General features: G+C 42.6%; 14 protein-coding genes. 9 read left to right on the forward strand and 5 right to left on the reverse strand.

What is annotated here, in order from left to right; translation table 11 throughout:
- The first annotated feature begins 56 nt into the window (after positions 1-56).
- The gene (locus tag ACFE90_RS08880; RefSeq protein WP_375499691.1) at positions 57-3293 is read left to right on the forward strand and encodes an ATP-binding protein; all 3237 of its coding nucleotides are present in this window, start codon (positions 57-59) and stop codon (positions 3291-3293) included.
- Between the two features lie 68 nt (positions 3294-3361).
- Here the strand turns inward: ACFE90_RS08880 and ACFE90_RS08885 are convergent, their stop codons facing one another.
- Positions 3362-5296 carry an ArnT family glycosyltransferase gene (locus ACFE90_RS08885; protein WP_375499649.1) on the reverse strand — a complete coding sequence of 645 codons (1935 nt, stop codon included), beginning with the start codon at positions 5294-5296 and terminating at the stop codon, positions 3362-3364.
- A 541-nt stretch (positions 5297-5837) separates the two neighbouring features.
- Positions 5838-6473: a hypothetical protein gene (locus tag ACFE90_RS08890; RefSeq protein ID WP_375499651.1), complete on the reverse strand. Its 636-nt coding sequence runs from the start codon at positions 6471-6473 to the stop codon at positions 5838-5840.
- Positions 6474-7165: 692 nt separating this feature from the next.
- Between ACFE90_RS08890 and ACFE90_RS08895 the strand changes: the two genes are divergently transcribed.
- The 5 genes from ACFE90_RS08895 (at position 7166) to ACFE90_RS08915 (ending at position 11128) form a co-directional block, all read left to right on the forward strand.
- Positions 7166-7498 (forward strand): DUF565 domain-containing protein, encoded by a 333-nt coding sequence (locus ACFE90_RS08895; RefSeq protein WP_375499653.1) that lies wholly within the window; start codon positions 7166-7168, stop codon positions 7496-7498.
- Between the two features lie 8 nt (positions 7499-7506).
- The gene (locus ACFE90_RS08900; RefSeq protein ID WP_375499655.1) at positions 7507-8523 is read left to right on the forward strand and encodes a glycerate kinase; all 1017 of its coding nucleotides are present in this window, start codon (positions 7507-7509) and stop codon (positions 8521-8523) included.
- A 721-nt stretch (positions 8524-9244) separates the two neighbouring features.
- Entirely contained in the window at positions 9245-10039 is a 795-nt protein-coding gene (locus ACFE90_RS08905) for a tryptophan-rich sensory protein (RefSeq protein WP_375499657.1), read from the forward strand.
- A 33-nt stretch (positions 10040-10072) separates the two neighbouring features.
- Positions 10073-10303 carry a hypothetical protein gene (locus ACFE90_RS08910; RefSeq protein ID WP_375499659.1) on the forward strand — a complete coding sequence of 77 codons (231 nt, stop codon included), beginning with the start codon at positions 10073-10075 and terminating at the stop codon, positions 10301-10303.
- A gap of 183 nt (positions 10304-10486) precedes the next feature.
- Positions 10487-11128 (forward strand): MOSC domain-containing protein, encoded by a 642-nt coding sequence (locus tag ACFE90_RS08915; protein ID WP_375499661.1) that lies wholly within the window; start codon positions 10487-10489, stop codon positions 11126-11128.
- 338 nt (positions 11129-11466) lie between these two features.
- Here the strand turns inward: ACFE90_RS08915 and ACFE90_RS08920 are convergent, their stop codons facing one another.
- Both ACFE90_RS08920 and ACFE90_RS08925 read right to left on the reverse strand, forming a co-directional pair.
- Positions 11467-12114, reverse strand: coding sequence for a response regulator (locus tag ACFE90_RS08920; protein WP_375499663.1), 648 nt, complete (start codon positions 12112-12114; stop codon positions 11467-11469).
- Positions 12092-13327: a sensor histidine kinase gene (locus ACFE90_RS08925; protein ID WP_375499665.1), complete on the reverse strand. Its 1236-nt coding sequence runs from the start codon at positions 13325-13327 to the stop codon at positions 12092-12094. The genes ACFE90_RS08920 and ACFE90_RS08925 overlap by 23 nt, the downstream gene beginning before the upstream one ends.
- A gap of 417 nt (positions 13328-13744) precedes the next feature.
- Between ACFE90_RS08925 and ACFE90_RS08930 the strand changes: the two genes are divergently transcribed.
- The 3 genes from ACFE90_RS08930 to ACFE90_RS08940 all read left to right on the forward strand — a co-directional run bounded on the left by ACFE90_RS08930 (position 13745) and on the right by ACFE90_RS08940 (position 16523).
- Positions 13745-14113: a hypothetical protein gene (locus ACFE90_RS08930; protein ID WP_375499667.1), complete on the forward strand. Its 369-nt coding sequence runs from the start codon at positions 13745-13747 to the stop codon at positions 14111-14113.
- Positions 14114-14282: 169 nt separating this feature from the next.
- Positions 14283-15560, forward strand: coding sequence for a S41 family peptidase (locus ACFE90_RS08935; RefSeq protein WP_375499669.1), 1278 nt, complete (start codon positions 14283-14285; stop codon positions 15558-15560).
- A 57-nt stretch (positions 15561-15617) separates the two neighbouring features.
- Positions 15618-16523: a hypothetical protein gene (locus ACFE90_RS08940; protein ID WP_375499671.1), complete on the forward strand. Its 906-nt coding sequence runs from the start codon at positions 15618-15620 to the stop codon at positions 16521-16523.
- 129 nt (positions 16524-16652) lie between these two features.
- Here ACFE90_RS08940 and ACFE90_RS08945 read toward each other — a convergent pair whose 3' ends face one another.
- Entirely contained in the window at positions 16653-17099 is a 447-nt protein-coding gene (locus ACFE90_RS08945; RefSeq protein WP_375499673.1) for a DUF29 domain-containing protein, read from the reverse strand.
- Between the last annotated feature and the right edge of the window lie 310 nt (positions 17100-17409).

Raw genomic sequence — 17409 nt, forward strand, 5'->3', positions numbered from 1 at the left:
ATTTGGCAGATGGAAATGCCGGAGGGTTCCACAGGAAGAATGACCCCAAAAGCCCTATGTTAATGCTAGATTACCCGCTTTATGACTTTCAGGCAACCGTACCTAGCTGCCCCCAAACAAGTTCTCTAGCAGTGGTGTTGGAGATTTTTGAGCAAGAGCAGTGCGATCGCTTGGTAGTAGTGAATCAACAGCAATCCCCCATCGGATTGCTGTATTCTGCCCGTTTAATCCAAAAATTATTAGCACATAGTGACGATAAAAATCTAAATTTACATCAATCACTCTCTATCTGGGGTCAAGATATAATTGAGCCAATACAGACAATATCAGCTTCTGAGCGTGTAGAGCAATTAGGCTTACACTTGAGTCATGCACAAGCCGAAAAACAGCAGAACTTAGACTGGGCGCTGATTGACTCTGATGGTCAATATTTGGGGCTGCTAGATAGTCCGCGTCTGTTGCGATCGCTGGCTAAAGAACGCATGGCTGGGTTACAAAGTTCAGGTATCGAGAGGTGGTCTGGTGAGCAGCCGCCAAATGAACCCAAGGACTTGGGACACCAGCCACTGGTACAGTTGCTGGAAAGACTGCCTTGGCCTTTGATGTTGCAAACGGGTACTGGCCAGGTGGTAGCACGAAATCCTGCCTGGTGGGAGCAATTAGGAGCCTTGAAAGATCCAGAAGGAGTTAGGCAACAGGTGGAGGCAATACTTGTCCCCAACCGCTCCGAAAAACCAGAATATGCTAGCCAACGAGCAATCAAGGTTTATCCCAATGGTAGGGAGAATGAGCATGATGGTGAAGAGGAACTGACCCAGCAAGAAGCATCACCAGATCCTGTATACAGTCGCTGCTATTTAGATAGTCAAGTAGGTACTTGTACTTGCGTTGTCGAAGTGCAAAATGGTCAGGAGCGAATCTGGCAGTTTGCCAAAATTCCTTTAGATAGTCCTGAGTTTAAAGTCATGAGTGCTGAAGCTGAGGTTGCACTCAGCGAGGATTTGTGGTTAGTTTTAGCTACTGATGTGACTGAACAGCAGCAGCTTTGCAAAGAATTAGCTGCAAAGAATGCCGATTTAATTCAACTAAATCGGTTGAAAGATGAATTTTTAGCTTGTATTAGTCATGAACTTAAAACTCCCCTAACTGCCGTTTTAGGATTATCGCGGTTGCTGGTGGATCAGCAGTTGGGAGAACTTAACGAACGTCAAGCCCGTTATGCGGGGCTGATCCATCAAAGTGGACGCCACCTAATGAGTGTGGTTAATGACATTTTAGATTTGACCCGCATGGAAACGGGACAAATGGATTTGACGCTGACTCCGGTGAAAATTCAGGCTGTGTGCGATCGCGCCTTATCAGATGCTAAAGCCATCCACACTCAAATTTCCAAAACTACATCCGCCTCGCCAACTCAAAACGCCCGTTCATCTGCTCCCCTATTCTGCCTTTCCATTGAACTAGGCTTAGACCAGATAGTGGCAGATGAATTACGCTTGCGCCAGATGCTAGTACACCTACTTTCCAACGCCTTTAAATTCACCGAAATATCTGGTGAAATTGGGCTACGGGTGAGTCGTTGGGAAGGATGGATTGCCTTTACTGTTTGGGATACAGGTATTGGGATTCCTGAACACCAGCAACACTTAATCTTTCAAAAATTCCAACAACTAGAAAATCCCCTGACTCGCCAATTTGAAGGCACTGGTTTGGGGCTGGTATTAACTCGGGCTTTGGCTCGTCTCCACGGAGGAGATGTTAGCTTCTTATCGCGTGAAGGAAAAGGTAGCCAGTTTACACTACTTCTGCCGCCCAGTCCCCCGAAAACAGGCTTTTTGGAACCAGATATGGGAATCAAAGAAGAGGAAGAAACACGACACCAATCGACACGGGAAAACTCAGCCGCCACTCGTCAGCATGTTAGTACGCCCACACAGCATCATCTTGCGAGTTCCCAACGGTTGGTCTTAGTAGTCGAGGCAGTAGCCCGATATATTGAAGACTTGACCGAACAACTTAAAGGTTTAGGATATCGGGTAGTGATTGCGCGATCGGGGACAGAAGCAGTGGAAAAAGCTCGGCGCTTGCAACCAATAGCGATATTTTTGAATCCGTTGCTACCTCTACTATCAGGCTGGGATGTGCTGACTTTACTGAAATCTGACACCGCAACCCGTCATATATCTGTAATTGTGACTGCAACAGGAGCCGAAAAGGAGCAAGCATTTGCTAACCGAGCCGATGGTTTCTTAAGCTTGCCAGTGGAGAATCACCTTTTAGCACCAGTTCTCGAAAAATTATGTACTTCACCAGCAGTTTTGTCGCAAGGGTTAAACAACAGCGCAATTGTTCCAACTAAAACCCCACTGCGAATTCTCAGGTTGGTGAATCCCCAGTTGGAATCGGTTAATCCCCACCCCTCACTTCGAGAACACCGGGTGATTGAAGTAGATGACTTAGATCAAGCAGAACTTTTGGCGCGGGTATGGCAGTTTGATGTTATTTTGCTAGATGTCGAGAGTACCACCGCCCAAATTTATCTGCAAGAACTAATTCAGCACCCACGTTTGGCGGCTATACCACTAGTGACTTGCGATGTTGCAACTACTCTAATAGCTTCTAAAATACCAGAATTATCTGTATTTCCTTACTTAACACCATTTGCTAAGGACAACAGCAGTCGCACAGAGAAAACAGATGCCTTACTATCAGTATTGGAAATTGCTTCTGGTGTTTGCTGTCCTGCTAACATCTTGGTAGTGGATTTGACAATGCTGCGTGATTTACCACAGATAAGACGCAAGCAAGTTAAGGGTTCTCGGACAGCAAAAAATTGCTCAATTAGCAGTGAAACTGCTGAACGGGGGTCTGAGTGGTTCCAAGCTTTAATTCAGTACCTACAAACAGCAGGTTTCAAAGCGGCGATGAGTCCCTGTTGGGCAGAAGTGTTACAACAAATTCGCCACCAAAGCGTTGACTTACTGCTAATTTGTTTAGGAGAATCTCCTATCCACAAAGACGTGCTAAAAGCACTGAAAACATTAGGAGATTCGCCTGACAAGTTACCACCAATTTTAGTACTGAATCAGCGATTAAATCATCCAGAAACCAGTTTCCAGTCTGGGGTAGCTTACAAGGAAATTGACAAACAGAAGAAGAATTGTTTGGAATCGATAGAAACTGTTGTTGGTGCGATCGCTACCCAAATATTACCGCGATCAATATCAATGGAAGACCTATTAAACCAAATCAATCACGCTTTAGCTGTCAACGGTTACAATGACAAATGTTGATGGGAATGGGGAGTGGGGAATAAGGAGAAGGAGAAGAAGTACTATTATTTCCTATTCCCAATGCCTAATTATGAAATATCCATTTTTTCACTTTTCTTTTTCTTAAAAGGAACTCGAACCAAGTTATAAGCACCCTTGGTTGATAAATTCTTGTAATCATCTGGCTGTAAGTCCATTTGTAAAAACTTTTTCTGTTCAGCCAACAGCAGCACTGAGGCAGGTTTTAGTCCTTTGGCAGCCTGGTTTTTGATATGGTTTATAGCCTCTTGGGGAAGTCCTAGATAATTTACATGAATGTGGCTGTAAAATACCACACTAGGCTTTTTGAAGCCAAGCATGATCAATTCTTCATTTGGTTGTTTTGCTTCTAGAATGACCGCAGACAACTCTCTTAAGGGTAATTGACGTTCTCGATCAATAAAGAACGAAGCAGGCGTTAAGACAAAAATTAAAAACGCCACAAATCCTATTAAATTAATACCGATAACCTGGTTCCATTGGCGACTTAGTAATAAACCCGCAACTAAAACGGCACAAATCAGCCACATTATCCCGGCTATTACTGGTAAACCAGTTCGTTGAATTAGTTCGTGGAAATTGCTTATAGCTGGATCAGTACCTAATATGTGGATTATGTTAAACAGTGCTGTTGCCAGAACTGATAAAAATACTACATTCACCCAACCACTGACTCGGAGAAAAGAGGGAGAGATGGGAGGAGTGGGAGAGGAGGAAACAGGAATTGTTTGCCTCGCCTCTGTATCCTGGAAAAAGTCACTCCACAACAAGGCTACCAAGATTGCTGCTGCTGGCATTAAGGGCAACACGTAGCTAGGGAGTTTGGTAACAGCAACGGTGAAAAAGCCAAAGATGCTAGCAAACCAGAACCAGGCGAATAAACCGAATTGCTGAAAACGTTCAAGGGATCGCCAGTGCGATCGCTGCCAAAACTTTAATCTTACTATAGAGAGTGGTAAATACACTGAGTAGGGCGCAAAACCCAGCAGCACTACTAAAAAGTAAAAATACCAAGGTGCTGAGTGACCATTAACGACTTCTGTAAAGCGTTCTAGGTTGTGATAACCAAAAAAGGCATTAACATAATTCCAGCCATTGCGCCAAATTACTAAAGCATACCAGGGCACTGATAAACCTAAAATTATCAATATACCCACGAGAAGGCGCATTTCCCGCAACACCTCTCGAAATTTTCCTACGTAAAGCAAAAATACAGCAACAATTAGCCCTGGTAAAACAATTCCCACTGGGCCTTTAGTCAAAATTGCGCCAGCAATCAGCACGTAAAAAGCTAAATACCACTTATTAGGGAATGGGGTAGAAAAGGCAGGGGGCAGAGAAGAGGAATTTTCCCCCTGCTCCCTGCTCCCTGCTCCCTGCTTCCTACCCCCTTGCTCCCTGCTCCCTCCCTTCCCTGCATAGCCTAGAAAGAAACATAACAAAGCTGATGCCATACATCCGGTGAGCAGCATATCAGAGACACCAGTTCTCGCCCAAATAATAGTTTCGGGATTGAGTGCCATGAGCGCTGCTGCTATAAAAGATGTTTTGTAGCGGCGAGTAGGACGCAAAACTTGCTCTAATTCGTCTTGTTTAGCGAAATACCACTGTATGGTATAAAAAACTAAACAAATTAAGGCGAAGGCTGCGATCGCTGAAGGAAGGCGTACTGCCCACTCATTTACCCCTACAATTGCATAAGCGATCGCCTGACACCAGTAAATTAAAGCAGGTTTATCGAAACGAGTGTCACCATTGAAAAATGGGGTAATCCAATCACCTGTGACGAACATCTGACGGGAAGCTTCGGCAAACAACGGCTCTGTCTCATCAATTAAACCAATATTGCCCAAATTCCACCCAAAAGCTATCCAGCCAATCAATATCAACCACAAAATCGACACAGTTACACCACGGGCTGGATTCTTTGTTATTTTGTTGAACCACTGATCAACAGTGTGCTTAACACTCAATTTCATGCTCATTAGTCAATAGTCAACAATCACTACTCAATAGTCGTTGATTATCTATCTTTTGTTCTTCGGAGTTTTGAATTCAACAATATTACACTTTTTCCTGTTCAGTAACGCCAGTTGTTCTAAGTCGCCAAAGAAACTTCTCCAATACACTAGTACCGCAAGGCAGAAGTCAAAAGGAGCCAGTGCGCCCTTGCGGTGCCGACTTGTACCCCTACGGAGATATTGCTACGCTCTTAGCGTTCCCGCTCTTTAGCAACTGGCGCTCAAAAGTCAAAAGAGGCAGGGGAGCAGGGAGCAGGGAGCAGGGGGGAGGATTGGAAGGAGCAAGGAAGCCGACCAATCGAGAACGCCCTGGAAGGGCGGGGCTTGATACCCATGTTCCGCTCCGCTTCACGGCTTCGGGACAGGGATTGCTCCCCCAGCTAAGAGCCCCCTGCCCCTCCGCCTCTTCGGTCACGCATTCAAAAGTCTTATGGAATAAGCTCTTTAGGGATTCTAAATGGTTGCTCTATTTCCGCCGTCGCGTACTAGTACTACTAAATATCGACTATGGACTCAGCACTAGTTGCCATTCTCTGTTTTGGGCATTCCATTTAGGTAATTGAGTTTCGCCGACAACATAGGGGCCCCAGTAACGACGGGAACCATCTTGTGCGAAAGCAACTAAAATATCTCCCTTCTCCAGCTTTAAATTATTCTGAGGTAGGGATAAAATCAGTCCCTTTTCACTACCTTCTTGGGGAGCAAAATCCCAATGTGCCGGTACATCATAGTTAGCCTGTTTAGTCCCAGAGCCTTTTGCGAGCGACTGTCGCGCCAGTAGAGCCAACCGTACAGGCTGATTTGTTTGATTGCTCATTCGCAAAGTTCCTTGATCCTTACTTTTGCTAGCTGATTTATCACGCTCTGCCAAGACAGGATAAGTATTCTCTTCAATATTATTATGTTCTACTTGATTGGTTGAGGTAGTTGCTGGAGTTGATAGACTAGCGGAAACACCCTTTTCAGGTGAAACGGGTGTAGAGGAAGCCGTCTCCCACTGAGTAGTTTCAGTTGGCGGTTGTGAAGATGTATCTGGTGTGGACTCAAGGGATACGCTCACTCCAAAGCATCCCACCAGAGCAGCAAGCAGTCCCAAGCAAAAAACTGTAATACCCAGGTTACGATATACTGAGGATTTCATATTGATAGTTATTAGAAATAAATATTTTGTTTAGGCTTGACCAAATAGTAGCCTATTATCCCAAAAGGCAATCATAGAAGGTAGTCTAATATAGACTTTCCTAAAAAATGATACTAATGTATTATAATTATCATTCTGATTAGACAATATTCGGAGGAAATAATTTCCTGGATGTCTAACAAACAAGGGGCAAAGATACCCATTGCTTTGTGTCTTGACGGTAGGCTTGCATAAAAACAAGAAAATTAGATACCGAGCCAGCCAATTCATTTGTATAAAGAAAAATAAAACTTTCGTGAAACCACTAGTACAGGTCGGCATAAATAAACCTACCGTTTTATTACAGCCAAAAAGCCTAAAATCGCAGTCTTTTGACTTTTGACTTACCCGAACGCGAACAGCGCCTCCAAGACTTGGGGTTGACTTCCGCTTTGCGGTACTAGCGATCCTAACAAGACGTTTTTTGCCAAACCCTTAGATAAATCTAAGATGCATATTTCATCTTGCGTTAAAATAAGCAGCCTTTTAACGGACTAAACTTCTCTAAAGATGATATAATGTGCAAATTTGAATCAACGCTGGAAGCCCAGCAGATATTTATAATATTAACAAACAAGCTGAGCTAAAACCAATATCCTCTTTTGAATATAGGATATTTCAAGATATCTTGACTTTTCCCAGAAGTCTATGTGATGCAAAACACTCGTCTCAATAACTTATTCGATGCCATTGCTACACGCTTGGGGCAATGGTTTTTAAATCCTTGGCGACGGCTATCGTTGCTGATCATTAGTTTTTTGTTCGGTTTTTTTCTGGCAAACGTAGCTTCCACTACAGCCGGTCAACGAGCAGAATTAGACATTGTGGTAGCTGCTTTTTTAGTAATATTGACGGAAATTACCAGTAGGATATTTTATCATCGCAGCTTTTTGGAAAAGCGAACGCTCTTAGTAGATTCACTAAATCTCCTCAAAGTTGGTTTCATCTACGGACTGTTTCTCGAAGCCTTTAAGCTGGGATCGTAAGGTGGGAAATGAGGGAGATAAAGAAGCAGTCAGCAAGAGAAGCGGCGTTAGCAGATGTATTGAGGGCAAAAGCTTTTGGAATCACGCCGGAAAATGTCGATGAGATGATAGAAAAGCGATCGCATTTACTAAAATCTGTCTTACCAGCTTTTAACCAATTCTGCCAAACTACTTTTCAAATCGAACCCAAGGAAATGTTACAGGTGTTGTGGGACTTGTGGCTGCCTTTGGGAATCAAGCTAGCATCGCACCGCCAACAGTTAAAACGCCCTCTTATTCAAGGAATATTGGGAGGACAAGGCACTGGTAAAACCACAATGTCCAAGGTTCTCAGCTTGATTCTCGATCACTTGGGATACCGGACTGTGAGTTTATCTTTGGATGACTTATATAAAACTTACAGCGATCGCTTGGTTTTAACACAGCAAGATCCCCGCTTGATTTGGCGCGGCCCACCAGGAACCCACGATGTAGATTTAGGTTTAAATGTACTAGACCAAATCCGCCAGTTGCAAAGTCCTGTTATGGTTCCCCGCTTTGATAAATCTGCTTTTGGAGGTGCTGGCGATCGCACTACTTCAGAAATTGTCACAGATGTAGATATTGTACTATTTGAAGGTTGGTTTGTGGGCGTGCGACCAATTAATACAGATGTATTTGAGACTGCACCGCCGCCAATTGTCACAGATGAAGATAAAGCATTTGCCCGTGATATCAATCGTCGCCTCCACGATTATTTACCACTGTGGGAGCGATTAGACAGCTTAATTTTGCTCTATCCAACTGATTATCGCTGTTCTTTGGAGTGGCGCAAACAGGCGGAACAGCAGATGATTGCTGCGGGTAAATCGGGGATGAGCAATGCAGAGATAGAGCAATTTGTCAATTATTTTTGGCGTTCGCTTCACCCGGAATTATTCATCAAGCCTTTGGTAAAAGATGCGACAGTTGTTGATCTAGTCATTGAGATTCATGCCGATCATAGCTTCGGTGAAGTGTATTGCGGATTAATTCGTAATTCGTAATGGGGCGTTGCACAAATGCGGGATGAATTAACTAAATACAGGTATTTGTATATACTTCAATTAATTGAGTAACAAGCCAATTGAGTATTTAAGCATATCTACTGATTTAAAATAGCATCTATACATACAGCCAAAAACTGCTGGTGTGGCATTAGCTTCTGGCTGTGAGCTGGTTTATAATTTCCAGCAGGTGATCGCTTAAGGCACGCTATGCGATCGCAATAGCTGATGAAAAAAAGACAAGGGCGAGAATGTTTGTAAGCATCGTTGATAACTGTCGCTCAATACTTATCCTGAATTGATTAGAACGGGTTTCCTTTTTTGGTTTCTTTGATTAAGCTGATCAATCATGAATCTGGCAGCTTTAATGCCCTGGCGATCGCTCCTGTAGGAACCATAGAAGACTACTGTTTTGAAGCTCATAATGAATGATTTTTAACAACTAAATGGTTAAATCGTTCAAAGTCTTGCCACAAGTCGAATTTAGCATCTGCTGCCTGTAATATGCGTAGCTTGCCTTGCGCCTTACTATTTAATTTTCTTAGAGGAAATATCAGGCAGTGGCTGGGGTTATCTCGTGCAATGCCTTAAAAGGAATTTGAGGTAGGTGGAGAGCGATCGCTCTGGTTCCTCATTGACTTGCTCGATATGCTTGTGGTTTATATGCGTCGCTCTTTTTCAGATGTAAGCTAAAAGCACAAAAGATATGAGTTAACATTTTATGCAGCAGTCCACAAGAGGCAATTACCGGGATTTTTGGCGGCAGCTTGTTACTTTGGCTGCAATCTTTGGTGCTTTTATTATCAACGTAGTATCGAATATTTTTCCACTCAATGGACTCAGCATAGGAGAAATTTCCAATACTTTGTTTAAAAATGTCCTGATTATCCCTGCCAATTACGCCTTTGCTATCTGGGGGCTGATTTACCTTGGGTTGTTTGCTTTTGGAGTATACCAAGCTCTACCTGACCAACGAGATGAGCCTGATTTACGTAAAACAGGTTATCTGTTGGTTATTGCCTGTGTTGCTCAAAGTATCTGGGTGTATCTGTTTTTGTCTCGGCTTTTTGCTCTTTCTGTAATTGCAATGCTCTTGATTCTGTTGCCCCTGATTGGTGTTTATTTGCGGTTAGAAATTGGCAAATCGCGTGTACCTCGGCTGAAAAAATGGTGTATTCACTTTCCGATCAGCATTTATCTAGGCTGGATTAGCGTGGCGACCATTGTCAACGTAGCGTGTGCCTTGTATTTTCATGGGTGGAACGGTTGGGGGATTTCTGCTGTAATCTGGACTCTCGTCATGGTATTTATAGCAACAGCAGTTGCAGCAGTTATAGTCATTCAGCGTCGAGACATCGCTTATACAGGAGTAATACTTTGGGCATTGGTGGCGATCGCACTCAAACACTCGAATAACTCAATGCTCAGAAATACCGTGTTAGTTTTGGCAATTATCCTAGTTTTGACCGCTACGATTAACAGCTTACGCCCCCAACAAGAACATATTGATGCTTGAATATAAAAATCAAACAAAAAACCAATTATACCCATGTCGAAAATTGAAAACTTGGGAGTGAGTGTAGAAGAGTATTTAGATGGATTGGCAGCAGGCATTGACATTTTGGAATTGAAGCGGTTAGAAGCAAGTGGAATTCCTATGAACCTGGCTTTGGAAGTGATAGCGATTATACCAAAGGTAATTGATGGCACGGCTACTCCTGAAGAAGTTGTCCGAGGACTAATGATTATGTCGCCATCCCTTAGACAGCAAATTGAATAGTGTAGAGAATTATCACATTGGTTCACTTTGGATTGTCTCTTCTATCAGTGCCCCTATAGGATACTTATAGAGTCAAACAATGCCCGAATTTTACATTGCCAATTGAAGAAAATATTGAATTTCCTAATCCAAAATCTAAATGGGCTTCGTCTGCTCCCAAGTACTATCTATTGAGGATGGTCTATGAAATTGATTTCTGTTTGCCTTGGACTGCCGCGTGAAGTGACTTGGAAGAAAAAGTCTGTGACAACTAGCATTTTTAAGCAGCCTGTGAATAGACGAGTAATGCTGCGATCGCTCAATCTAGATGGAGATCGACAGGCAGATTTGACCGTTCACGGGGGTGTCGAGAAAGCGGTTTACGCTTATCCAATGGAGCATTACGCTTACTGGCGGCAGGAGTTACCAGATGAGGACTTGCCTTGGGGTGCATTTGGGGAAAACCTAACAATTGAAGGCTTATTGGAAACAAAAGTGAATATTGGCGATCGCTTTCGTATTGGCACGGCTATTGTGATGGTGACGCAGCCCCGGTTTCCCTGCTTCAAGCTCAATCTCAAGTTTGGGCGCGATGATATGGTCAAACGGTTTCTCAACAGTCGCTTGAGTGGCATTTACTTTTCAGTAGTCGTTGAAGGTGAAATTGGTGCAGGGGATGAGATTGAACTGGTGAGTCGGGATGAAAACAATGTCACAGTTGCCGATATTGTGCAAATCTACGTGCGTGAAGCCGATGAAAATTTAGTGCGCCGCGCTGTTCAGGTTCCAGCTTTGGCAGATAGTTTGCGAACTTACTTCCAACAGCAAATCGAACCACAGCATTAAGCTATTGGGTCGGTAATTAAATTTTCTTATTCTTCCTGTAAGTATTGAGTAAGTTTTGTGGATTGCTCATATCATGTCCGGCTAAAGACTTATCATTAAAACCGCAGGGGGCAGGGGGCAGGGAGCAGGGGGAAAGAGGCTTTTGAGATTTTTGCACAGATACGGTAATCGTAAGTGATTCACCGGACTTGATATCACATACATCTCTGTATAACCGCACTGACCACAGATAGAAGCTGTTAATATCCCAGTGTGAGTTCCTTTGGGATACCCGCGCATTCCTCCACAAAGAGCGATCGCTTACTCTGGTGTGGTATTGATATTATTTTTGTATTTATCTATTTAAGTTCACCAAACAACGAATAGGCAAACAAAGCGGCTTGAGTGCGATCGCGTAAACTCAACCGACTCAAAATGTTGGTAACATAATTCTTAACAGTATTTTCTGAAAGAAACAGGGATTCAGCAATTTCACGGTTATTGGCTCCACAAGCAATTAACCGCAATACATCTAATTCTCTGGGTGTGAGTTGCGCCAATTCTGGAGGGGGTTGCACAGATGCAACAGGTGCAGCAATAGGCATGAGTGCTTTCTCAAACAATCCTGGGCCGAGTAAGGTTTGTCCCTTGTAGACGGATCGAATTGCCAACATTAGTTCATCTGGTTCGGTGTCCTTGAGCAAATAGCCCTTTGCACCTAGCCGCATCGCCTGGAAAACATACTCATCATCATCGAAGGTGGTAAGGACGAGAACCTTAATATCAGGATATTGTTGAGCGATCGCTTTTGTTGTGGCAACTCCATCCATTACGGGCATTCGGATATCCATTAGCACAATATCGGGTTGCAGCGCGGCAATCTGTTCGAGCGCCCGTTGCCCATTCTCCGCCTCACCGATTACTTGCATCTCTGCATTCGACTCAAGCATACTCTTAAGCCCCTGGCGAATCAGATGCTGATCGTCAACTAATAAAATCTGAATCATAAGCTAGCTTTGATAGTGGCAAAGAAACAGAAATACAGCAACCAGTTCCTAGTTGACTGTGGAGATTCAACTGGCCGCGCAGTGCAAGCGCCCGTTCTCGCATCCCTTGTAACCCAAACCCGGTTGTATTTTGAGTGGGGTTAAACCCTTTTCCATTATCTTCGATTGACAAATGAATTATTCCAGCGTGAGCCAGTAGTCTAACAGTGACACTCGTTGCCTGAGCATGTTTGCAAATATTTGTTAACGATTCTTGCACAATGCGGTAAAGGGCCGTGTTTACTTCTGTTGGTAAACTGTACGGTAGATCGATTTTACAGGACGGTTCAATACCTGTGGTTTGCTGAAAATCTGTCAGTAGCTTTTCAATGGCTGATTTGAGAGATTGCCCTTGCAAGGGATTTGAACGCAAAACAGAAAGCGATCGCCGAATTTCTAGCAGCGCCTCAGCCCCCAATTCTTTCGCCTGTTTGAGAAATGTCAATGCTTTATCATTATTTGATTGCCAGAACAACAGAGTATTATTAATCTGAATGGTTTGGGCGGCGAGAGTGTGTCCTAACCCATCATGAATTTCGCGGGCAATTCGGTTGCGTTCCTGCAAGGTTGCCTGATCTTCAATCCGTAGCGCATACTGGCACAGTTGTTGATTGGTTCTCTCTAATTGCTGATGGGCAATTTCTAACTGCTCTCGACTTTGACGCTCTGCAAGCAGTGCATTAATTAACAATAAAGCAAATACTAACGTTAAGCTAAACAATAATATATTACTTAATCGCCAATCCCAGGACATGGCGATCATCTTATCTCGCATAAAATTCTCTGGTTCAATGGGTCTTGACAAAAGCAGTGTTCCATGAGACAGCAGAGATAAAATCAAGACAACCAACTGTCCCGATAGCTTAAATATCAGACAACTCCGCATCACCAGTACCAGACACAGCAGCAAAACGGAGCGAGGAGATAAGCTATGTTGAGTCGCTGGTAGCCAAATTAAACCGAATTCCAGGGCTGTATAAAGTAATTTTGTTTCCAGCTTAACCATTGGTAGTTTCAAGCCCAGCAAGCTGAAGGTAGCGATCGCCAGAACTCGTAGCAGCAACGACCAGGACAACTGAAATGGCAGCAGAACTTCCATGAACACTGCTGTGGCTAATAACAGCCACTCTAAGTAAAGCAACAGACGAAACGATGGGTACGTCAAGCGAACCATAGAACTGTTCCAACTCAATGGCCTTTCTAACAAAACCATAGGTATTTTCACAATTTTAGAGGGAAATATTGAACTGGGGACTGGGAAGATTTGAATAGGAATTCAAATCCCAATCAAATCTTACTGATAATTTTTTGCCCAGTACCCAGTCCCCAGTACCCATTACTTCCTTATATAACGAATTTGTCTCTAGTATCGGTAGAGCCGTTCCGACTAATTAACTATTTATAAATTAGGAAAAAAGTCACAATAAATTGAGTACTTTTTTACTGGTTAGGTTAGGAATTCTAGCTCATGTGCAAAATCATTCCAACTTCTAAGATTAGCTGGTATGAGTAAAGCAGCAATTTTTCAAACATCTTCTCCGAAATTGAGTCAGAACAGCCGTATTACACATAACAGAAACAAGAGAAGTAAATGATTAAAAAACAGATAATTTTACAAACTCTCCTACTTGCAACTATCCTCATTGGAGGAATGACCGCTTGCAGCAATTCTAAATCTCCAGATGTCTCTCAAGGGAATGACTCTGGGACGAAGGTATCTGATACTTCTACGACAAATCCGGCATCGAATACGCCAGAACGCGCCCAAAAGCGCGAAGAAGTTCGCAAGCAAGTTGAGGCAGTTCTGACCCCAGATCAGGTAAAGGAATTGTCAACAAAATTACAACAAGGTGAAAAAATGCGTAAAGCAGTGTTGAGCCTGAATCTCACGGCTGAACAAAAGACTAAAATTCAGGATATTTTTAAGACTGCGTATCCTCACCGCAAAGGGCAATCCTAAGGTAATTTCTAGTAGTTTTCTTAAAACAGAATTCAGGAGCCAGTCGTCAGAATGGGCTACGCTAACAGAAATAATTATTTGCGACTGAGGTATTGAGTCCTTCATTGATTACATTCTGAATTCTGAACTCTGAATTCTGAATTCTGTATTATTCTTCAAGAGTTAAAGTATGTTAAAAAAATGGTTCGTCAATATAGAACTAGCCGTTATGGCAGTAATCCTCGTAGGAAGTAGTCCCTACGCTTCTAAAGCTCTAGATAAACCCCAATCTAGCCCCCAAAAGATGGTGGATGAGGTGTGGAAAATCCTAGATAAAAATTATGTTGATGTCAGCTTTAATCATCAAGATTGGAAAGCAATTCGCCAGCAGTATATTAGCCGTTCCTATAGTTCCCAGAAAGAAGCTTATGGAGCGATTCAAGAAATGGTAGCAAAATTAGGCGATCGCTACACGGAGTTTTTCGACCCACAAGAATTTAAAGCCCTAAATAATGATATTTCTGGCAATCTCAGTGGCGTAGGGCTGGAACTGGCACAGAATGAAAAAACTAAAGCCTTAACCGTTGTCGCCCCGATTGCAGGAACGCCTGCCTTTAAAGCGGGTATTTTACCGGATGATCTAATTGTCCAGATTAACGGTCAAAAAACTCAGGGGATGAAAATTGATGATGCCGTTAAGCGGATTCTCGGTCCGGTGGGAACCAAGGTAGTACTCACGATTCAACGGGGTAGCCAATCGCAAACTTTCAAACTTACCCGCGCAAATATTGCTATCCACCCTGTAAGTTACAACACGCAAACAACAGCAGCAGGTAAGATTGGTTATATTCGTTTGCCAGAGTTTACACAAACGGCCCCCGCAGAGATGTATCGAGCAATTCAAGCATTAGAAAAACAGCAGGTGCAGGGCTATGTTTTGGATTTGCGTTCCGATCCAGGTGGACTGCTGGATGCAAGTTTGCAAATTGCCAGTATGTGGTTGAAGCAAGGGGCGATCGTGTCTTTGGTAAATCGAGACCAAGTTAAAGAAAGCTACAATGCATCGGGACATCCTCTCACCGACAAACCCTTAGTGATATTAGTCGATAAGGGATCTGCCAGCGCCAGCGAAATTCTGTCGGGAGCGCTGCAAGACGATCATCGCGCCACCTTAGTAGGGACTCGCACTTTCGGTAAAGGTTTAGTTCAAGCCGTAGAGCCACTAGAGGATGGTTCGGGACTGAAACTAACGATCGCCAAATACTACACACCGAAAGGTCGAGATATCAATCATGTCGGCATTGCCCCAGATATTAATGTGGAGTTAACCGAGGCACAACAGAAAGCATTAGTGCAAAACCAAACCTTGGGGACATTAGCCGATCCTCAATATGCTAGGGCCGTTACTGACCTGAGCAAATTGATTCAGTCTGGGGACAATAATCTGAGTTTACAGCGTGGGAAATAAGTATACGGATACCTTTGACAATTATCGTCAACAAGTCAGGAAGTGTATCTTTCAATCATGTCAACCCACAAAGCCCAACGACTTCAAATTTGTGAACCAGTCCCAGGTCTAAAAATCCTGGTTCAACTCAGTAACATTCTTTTAGTGCGGGTAGCCATAGCTATGATTACCCGCCATCAGCTAGCGATCGTCGGGCTTGTATTTGTTGCCACTCTAGTTTTTTCTATCCGAGAAAACGCCCCCTGGCTGACAGTACCTAAACAGGTAGCGATTGAATTTTTTTCTGCTGTATCCCAGTCCCTAGCTGCTTTATTGGGGGTGTTAATTGTTTTCCTCACCTTTACTAGTCAGTTAATCGCTCAAAGGAGATATGAAGATTACTATACACTTCAGATTCAGATTGACCAACTCATTCGTCTAACTCAGTCTCTTCCCCCCGAACTCAGTAATTTTGAAGAAACTCTGATAGCACTGATTAACTATTTAGTTCCCTTGCATTTAAAGGATTTCCCAATCTGGACAAATAGCTCCGAAGTGCCACCTTTGGAAAAGCTTTTAGATCGTTTTAAGAATGAACATGAATGGGCGCAGGCGCAACAACAATACTCCTTAGCTACCCATCTGCACCGACAACAAATTTTACTTGTTATCAATAATATGGAAGAAATCCTGGAAAGATTTTCCAGGCTTTACAATCGCATATTAGAGATTAGCCGTTTCATTCTTGCGATCGTCAAGTTGTCCTTTCTCTTGGGAGTTTCACTTCTGTTTTTGCTGCTATTTGGCATTATCGATTTGCAAAGGAAGTTTCCTGATATCAGCCTACCTGTAATTGTTTCTTTAGCAATTTGGGTATTGATTGCTCTCTTGGAACTAGTACTTGATACCTGGTTTTTTTATAAAAACCTTTATGGTTCATCAAGTCACTATCTGCGGTTTTTCCCGAATAAAAAAATACCCTAATTAATAGGTAGAGGCGCGCTCACAAATAAAGCCATTGATAATCTGCTGACGGTGAAAGTGCAAACATTCTAAAAGCGGAGATCAAGCTTTGTTGAAACTATAATGTAAAAATTCATTCATTCCTCCAACTTAATAACTATTTTTTAAAGTTTCTTCTAATGTAAAAGGAGATTCTTTAGGAAAGAAATTTAATTTAATCCCTGTTTCATCAGATGCTTTGAGACGAGCTTTTTGATAACAATCTTCAAATACTTCTGCAAGTAGAGGTTGTAAACTGGGACTATCTTCTAATAATGTTTCAATACAGATACGTTGTTCAGAAATAGTACTGCGCCAACTTTCACTACGTTTTTCTGGTTGATATTGCCATTTCATCAAGTACATTAATAGCACAATTAATCGATTTTTTAATTCACGTTTTTCACTTCTCCCCATGTTTTCAATTTCTTCAATTAGATTAGGTATATCTATTTCATTAAAATTATTTTCTTTTAACTGATGAACAATTGTTTGTGTCCACAAGTAAAAGTCTTGTTTATAGAGATTTTGTTCATTTATAAAAGATGGAGTGGTCATTAATATTCCTCTTGGAAACGCTAAAAATTAGGTGAGCATAAGACTATGTTTGAAAAGATTGGGCGAATATAATTTGCTACTACACAAGCAAAACTCATCTAATTATTCTATAGTGAGTGAAGCATGGTAAATATCAGGTTCTATTTTATAGACTTCCAAAAAAGATGCGATCGCTTCATGAAGTTGCTTGATTGCTGCTTCTTGATTTATCCCTTGTTTTATCAGTCCATTTTCTAAGGATAAAGCAACCTAATAACCCGCACTCTTTCGCAAAACTGTTGTGTAAAAGTCTATAAATGTTTATTAGTGA

It is taken from the genome of uncultured Nostoc sp. (assembly GCF_964245445.1).
In the GTDB taxonomy this organism is placed as follows: Bacteria; Cyanobacteriota; Cyanobacteriia; order Cyanobacteriales; family Nostocaceae; genus Nostoc.

Coding starts and splice junctions, on each gene's coding strand:
- ACFE90_RS08890 (WP_375499651.1), bottom strand. CDS start 6,473: ATGAAATCCTCAGTATATCGTAACCTGGGTATTACAGTTTTTTGCTTG.
- ACFE90_RS08920 (WP_375499663.1), bottom strand. CDS start 12,114: ATGATTCAGATTTTATTAGTTGACGATCAGCATCTGATTCGCCAGGGG.
- ACFE90_RS08930 (WP_375499667.1), top strand. CDS start 13,745: ATGATTAAAAAACAGATAATTTTACAAACTCTCCTACTTGCAACTATC.
- ACFE90_RS08885 (WP_375499649.1), bottom strand. CDS start 5,296: ATGAGCATGAAATTGAGTGTTAAGCACACTGTTGATCAGTGGTTCAAC.
- ACFE90_RS08905 (WP_375499657.1), top strand. CDS start 9,245: ATGCAGCAGTCCACAAGAGGCAATTACCGGGATTTTTGGCGGCAGCTT.
- ACFE90_RS08895 (WP_375499653.1), top strand. CDS start 7,166: ATGCAAAACACTCGTCTCAATAACTTATTCGATGCCATTGCTACACGC.
- ACFE90_RS08915 (WP_375499661.1), top strand. CDS start 10,487: ATGAAATTGATTTCTGTTTGCCTTGGACTGCCGCGTGAAGTGACTTGG.
- ACFE90_RS08925 (WP_375499665.1), bottom strand. CDS start 13,327: ATGGTTCGCTTGACGTACCCATCGTTTCGTCTGTTGCTTTACTTAGAG.
- ACFE90_RS08910 (WP_375499659.1), top strand. CDS start 10,073: ATGTCGAAAATTGAAAACTTGGGAGTGAGTGTAGAAGAGTATTTAGAT.
- ACFE90_RS08880 (WP_375499691.1), top strand. CDS start 57: ATGTTAATGCTAGATTACCCGCTTTATGACTTTCAGGCAACCGTACCT.
- ACFE90_RS08940 (WP_375499671.1), top strand. CDS start 15,618: ATGTCAACCCACAAAGCCCAACGACTTCAAATTTGTGAACCAGTCCCA.
- ACFE90_RS08945 (WP_375499673.1), bottom strand. CDS start 17,099: ATGACCACTCCATCTTTTATAAATGAACAAAATCTCTATAAACAAGAC.
- ACFE90_RS08935 (WP_375499669.1), top strand. CDS start 14,283: ATGTTAAAAAAATGGTTCGTCAATATAGAACTAGCCGTTATGGCAGTA.
- ACFE90_RS08900 (WP_375499655.1), top strand. CDS start 7,507: ATGAGGGAGATAAAGAAGCAGTCAGCAAGAGAAGCGGCGTTAGCAGAT.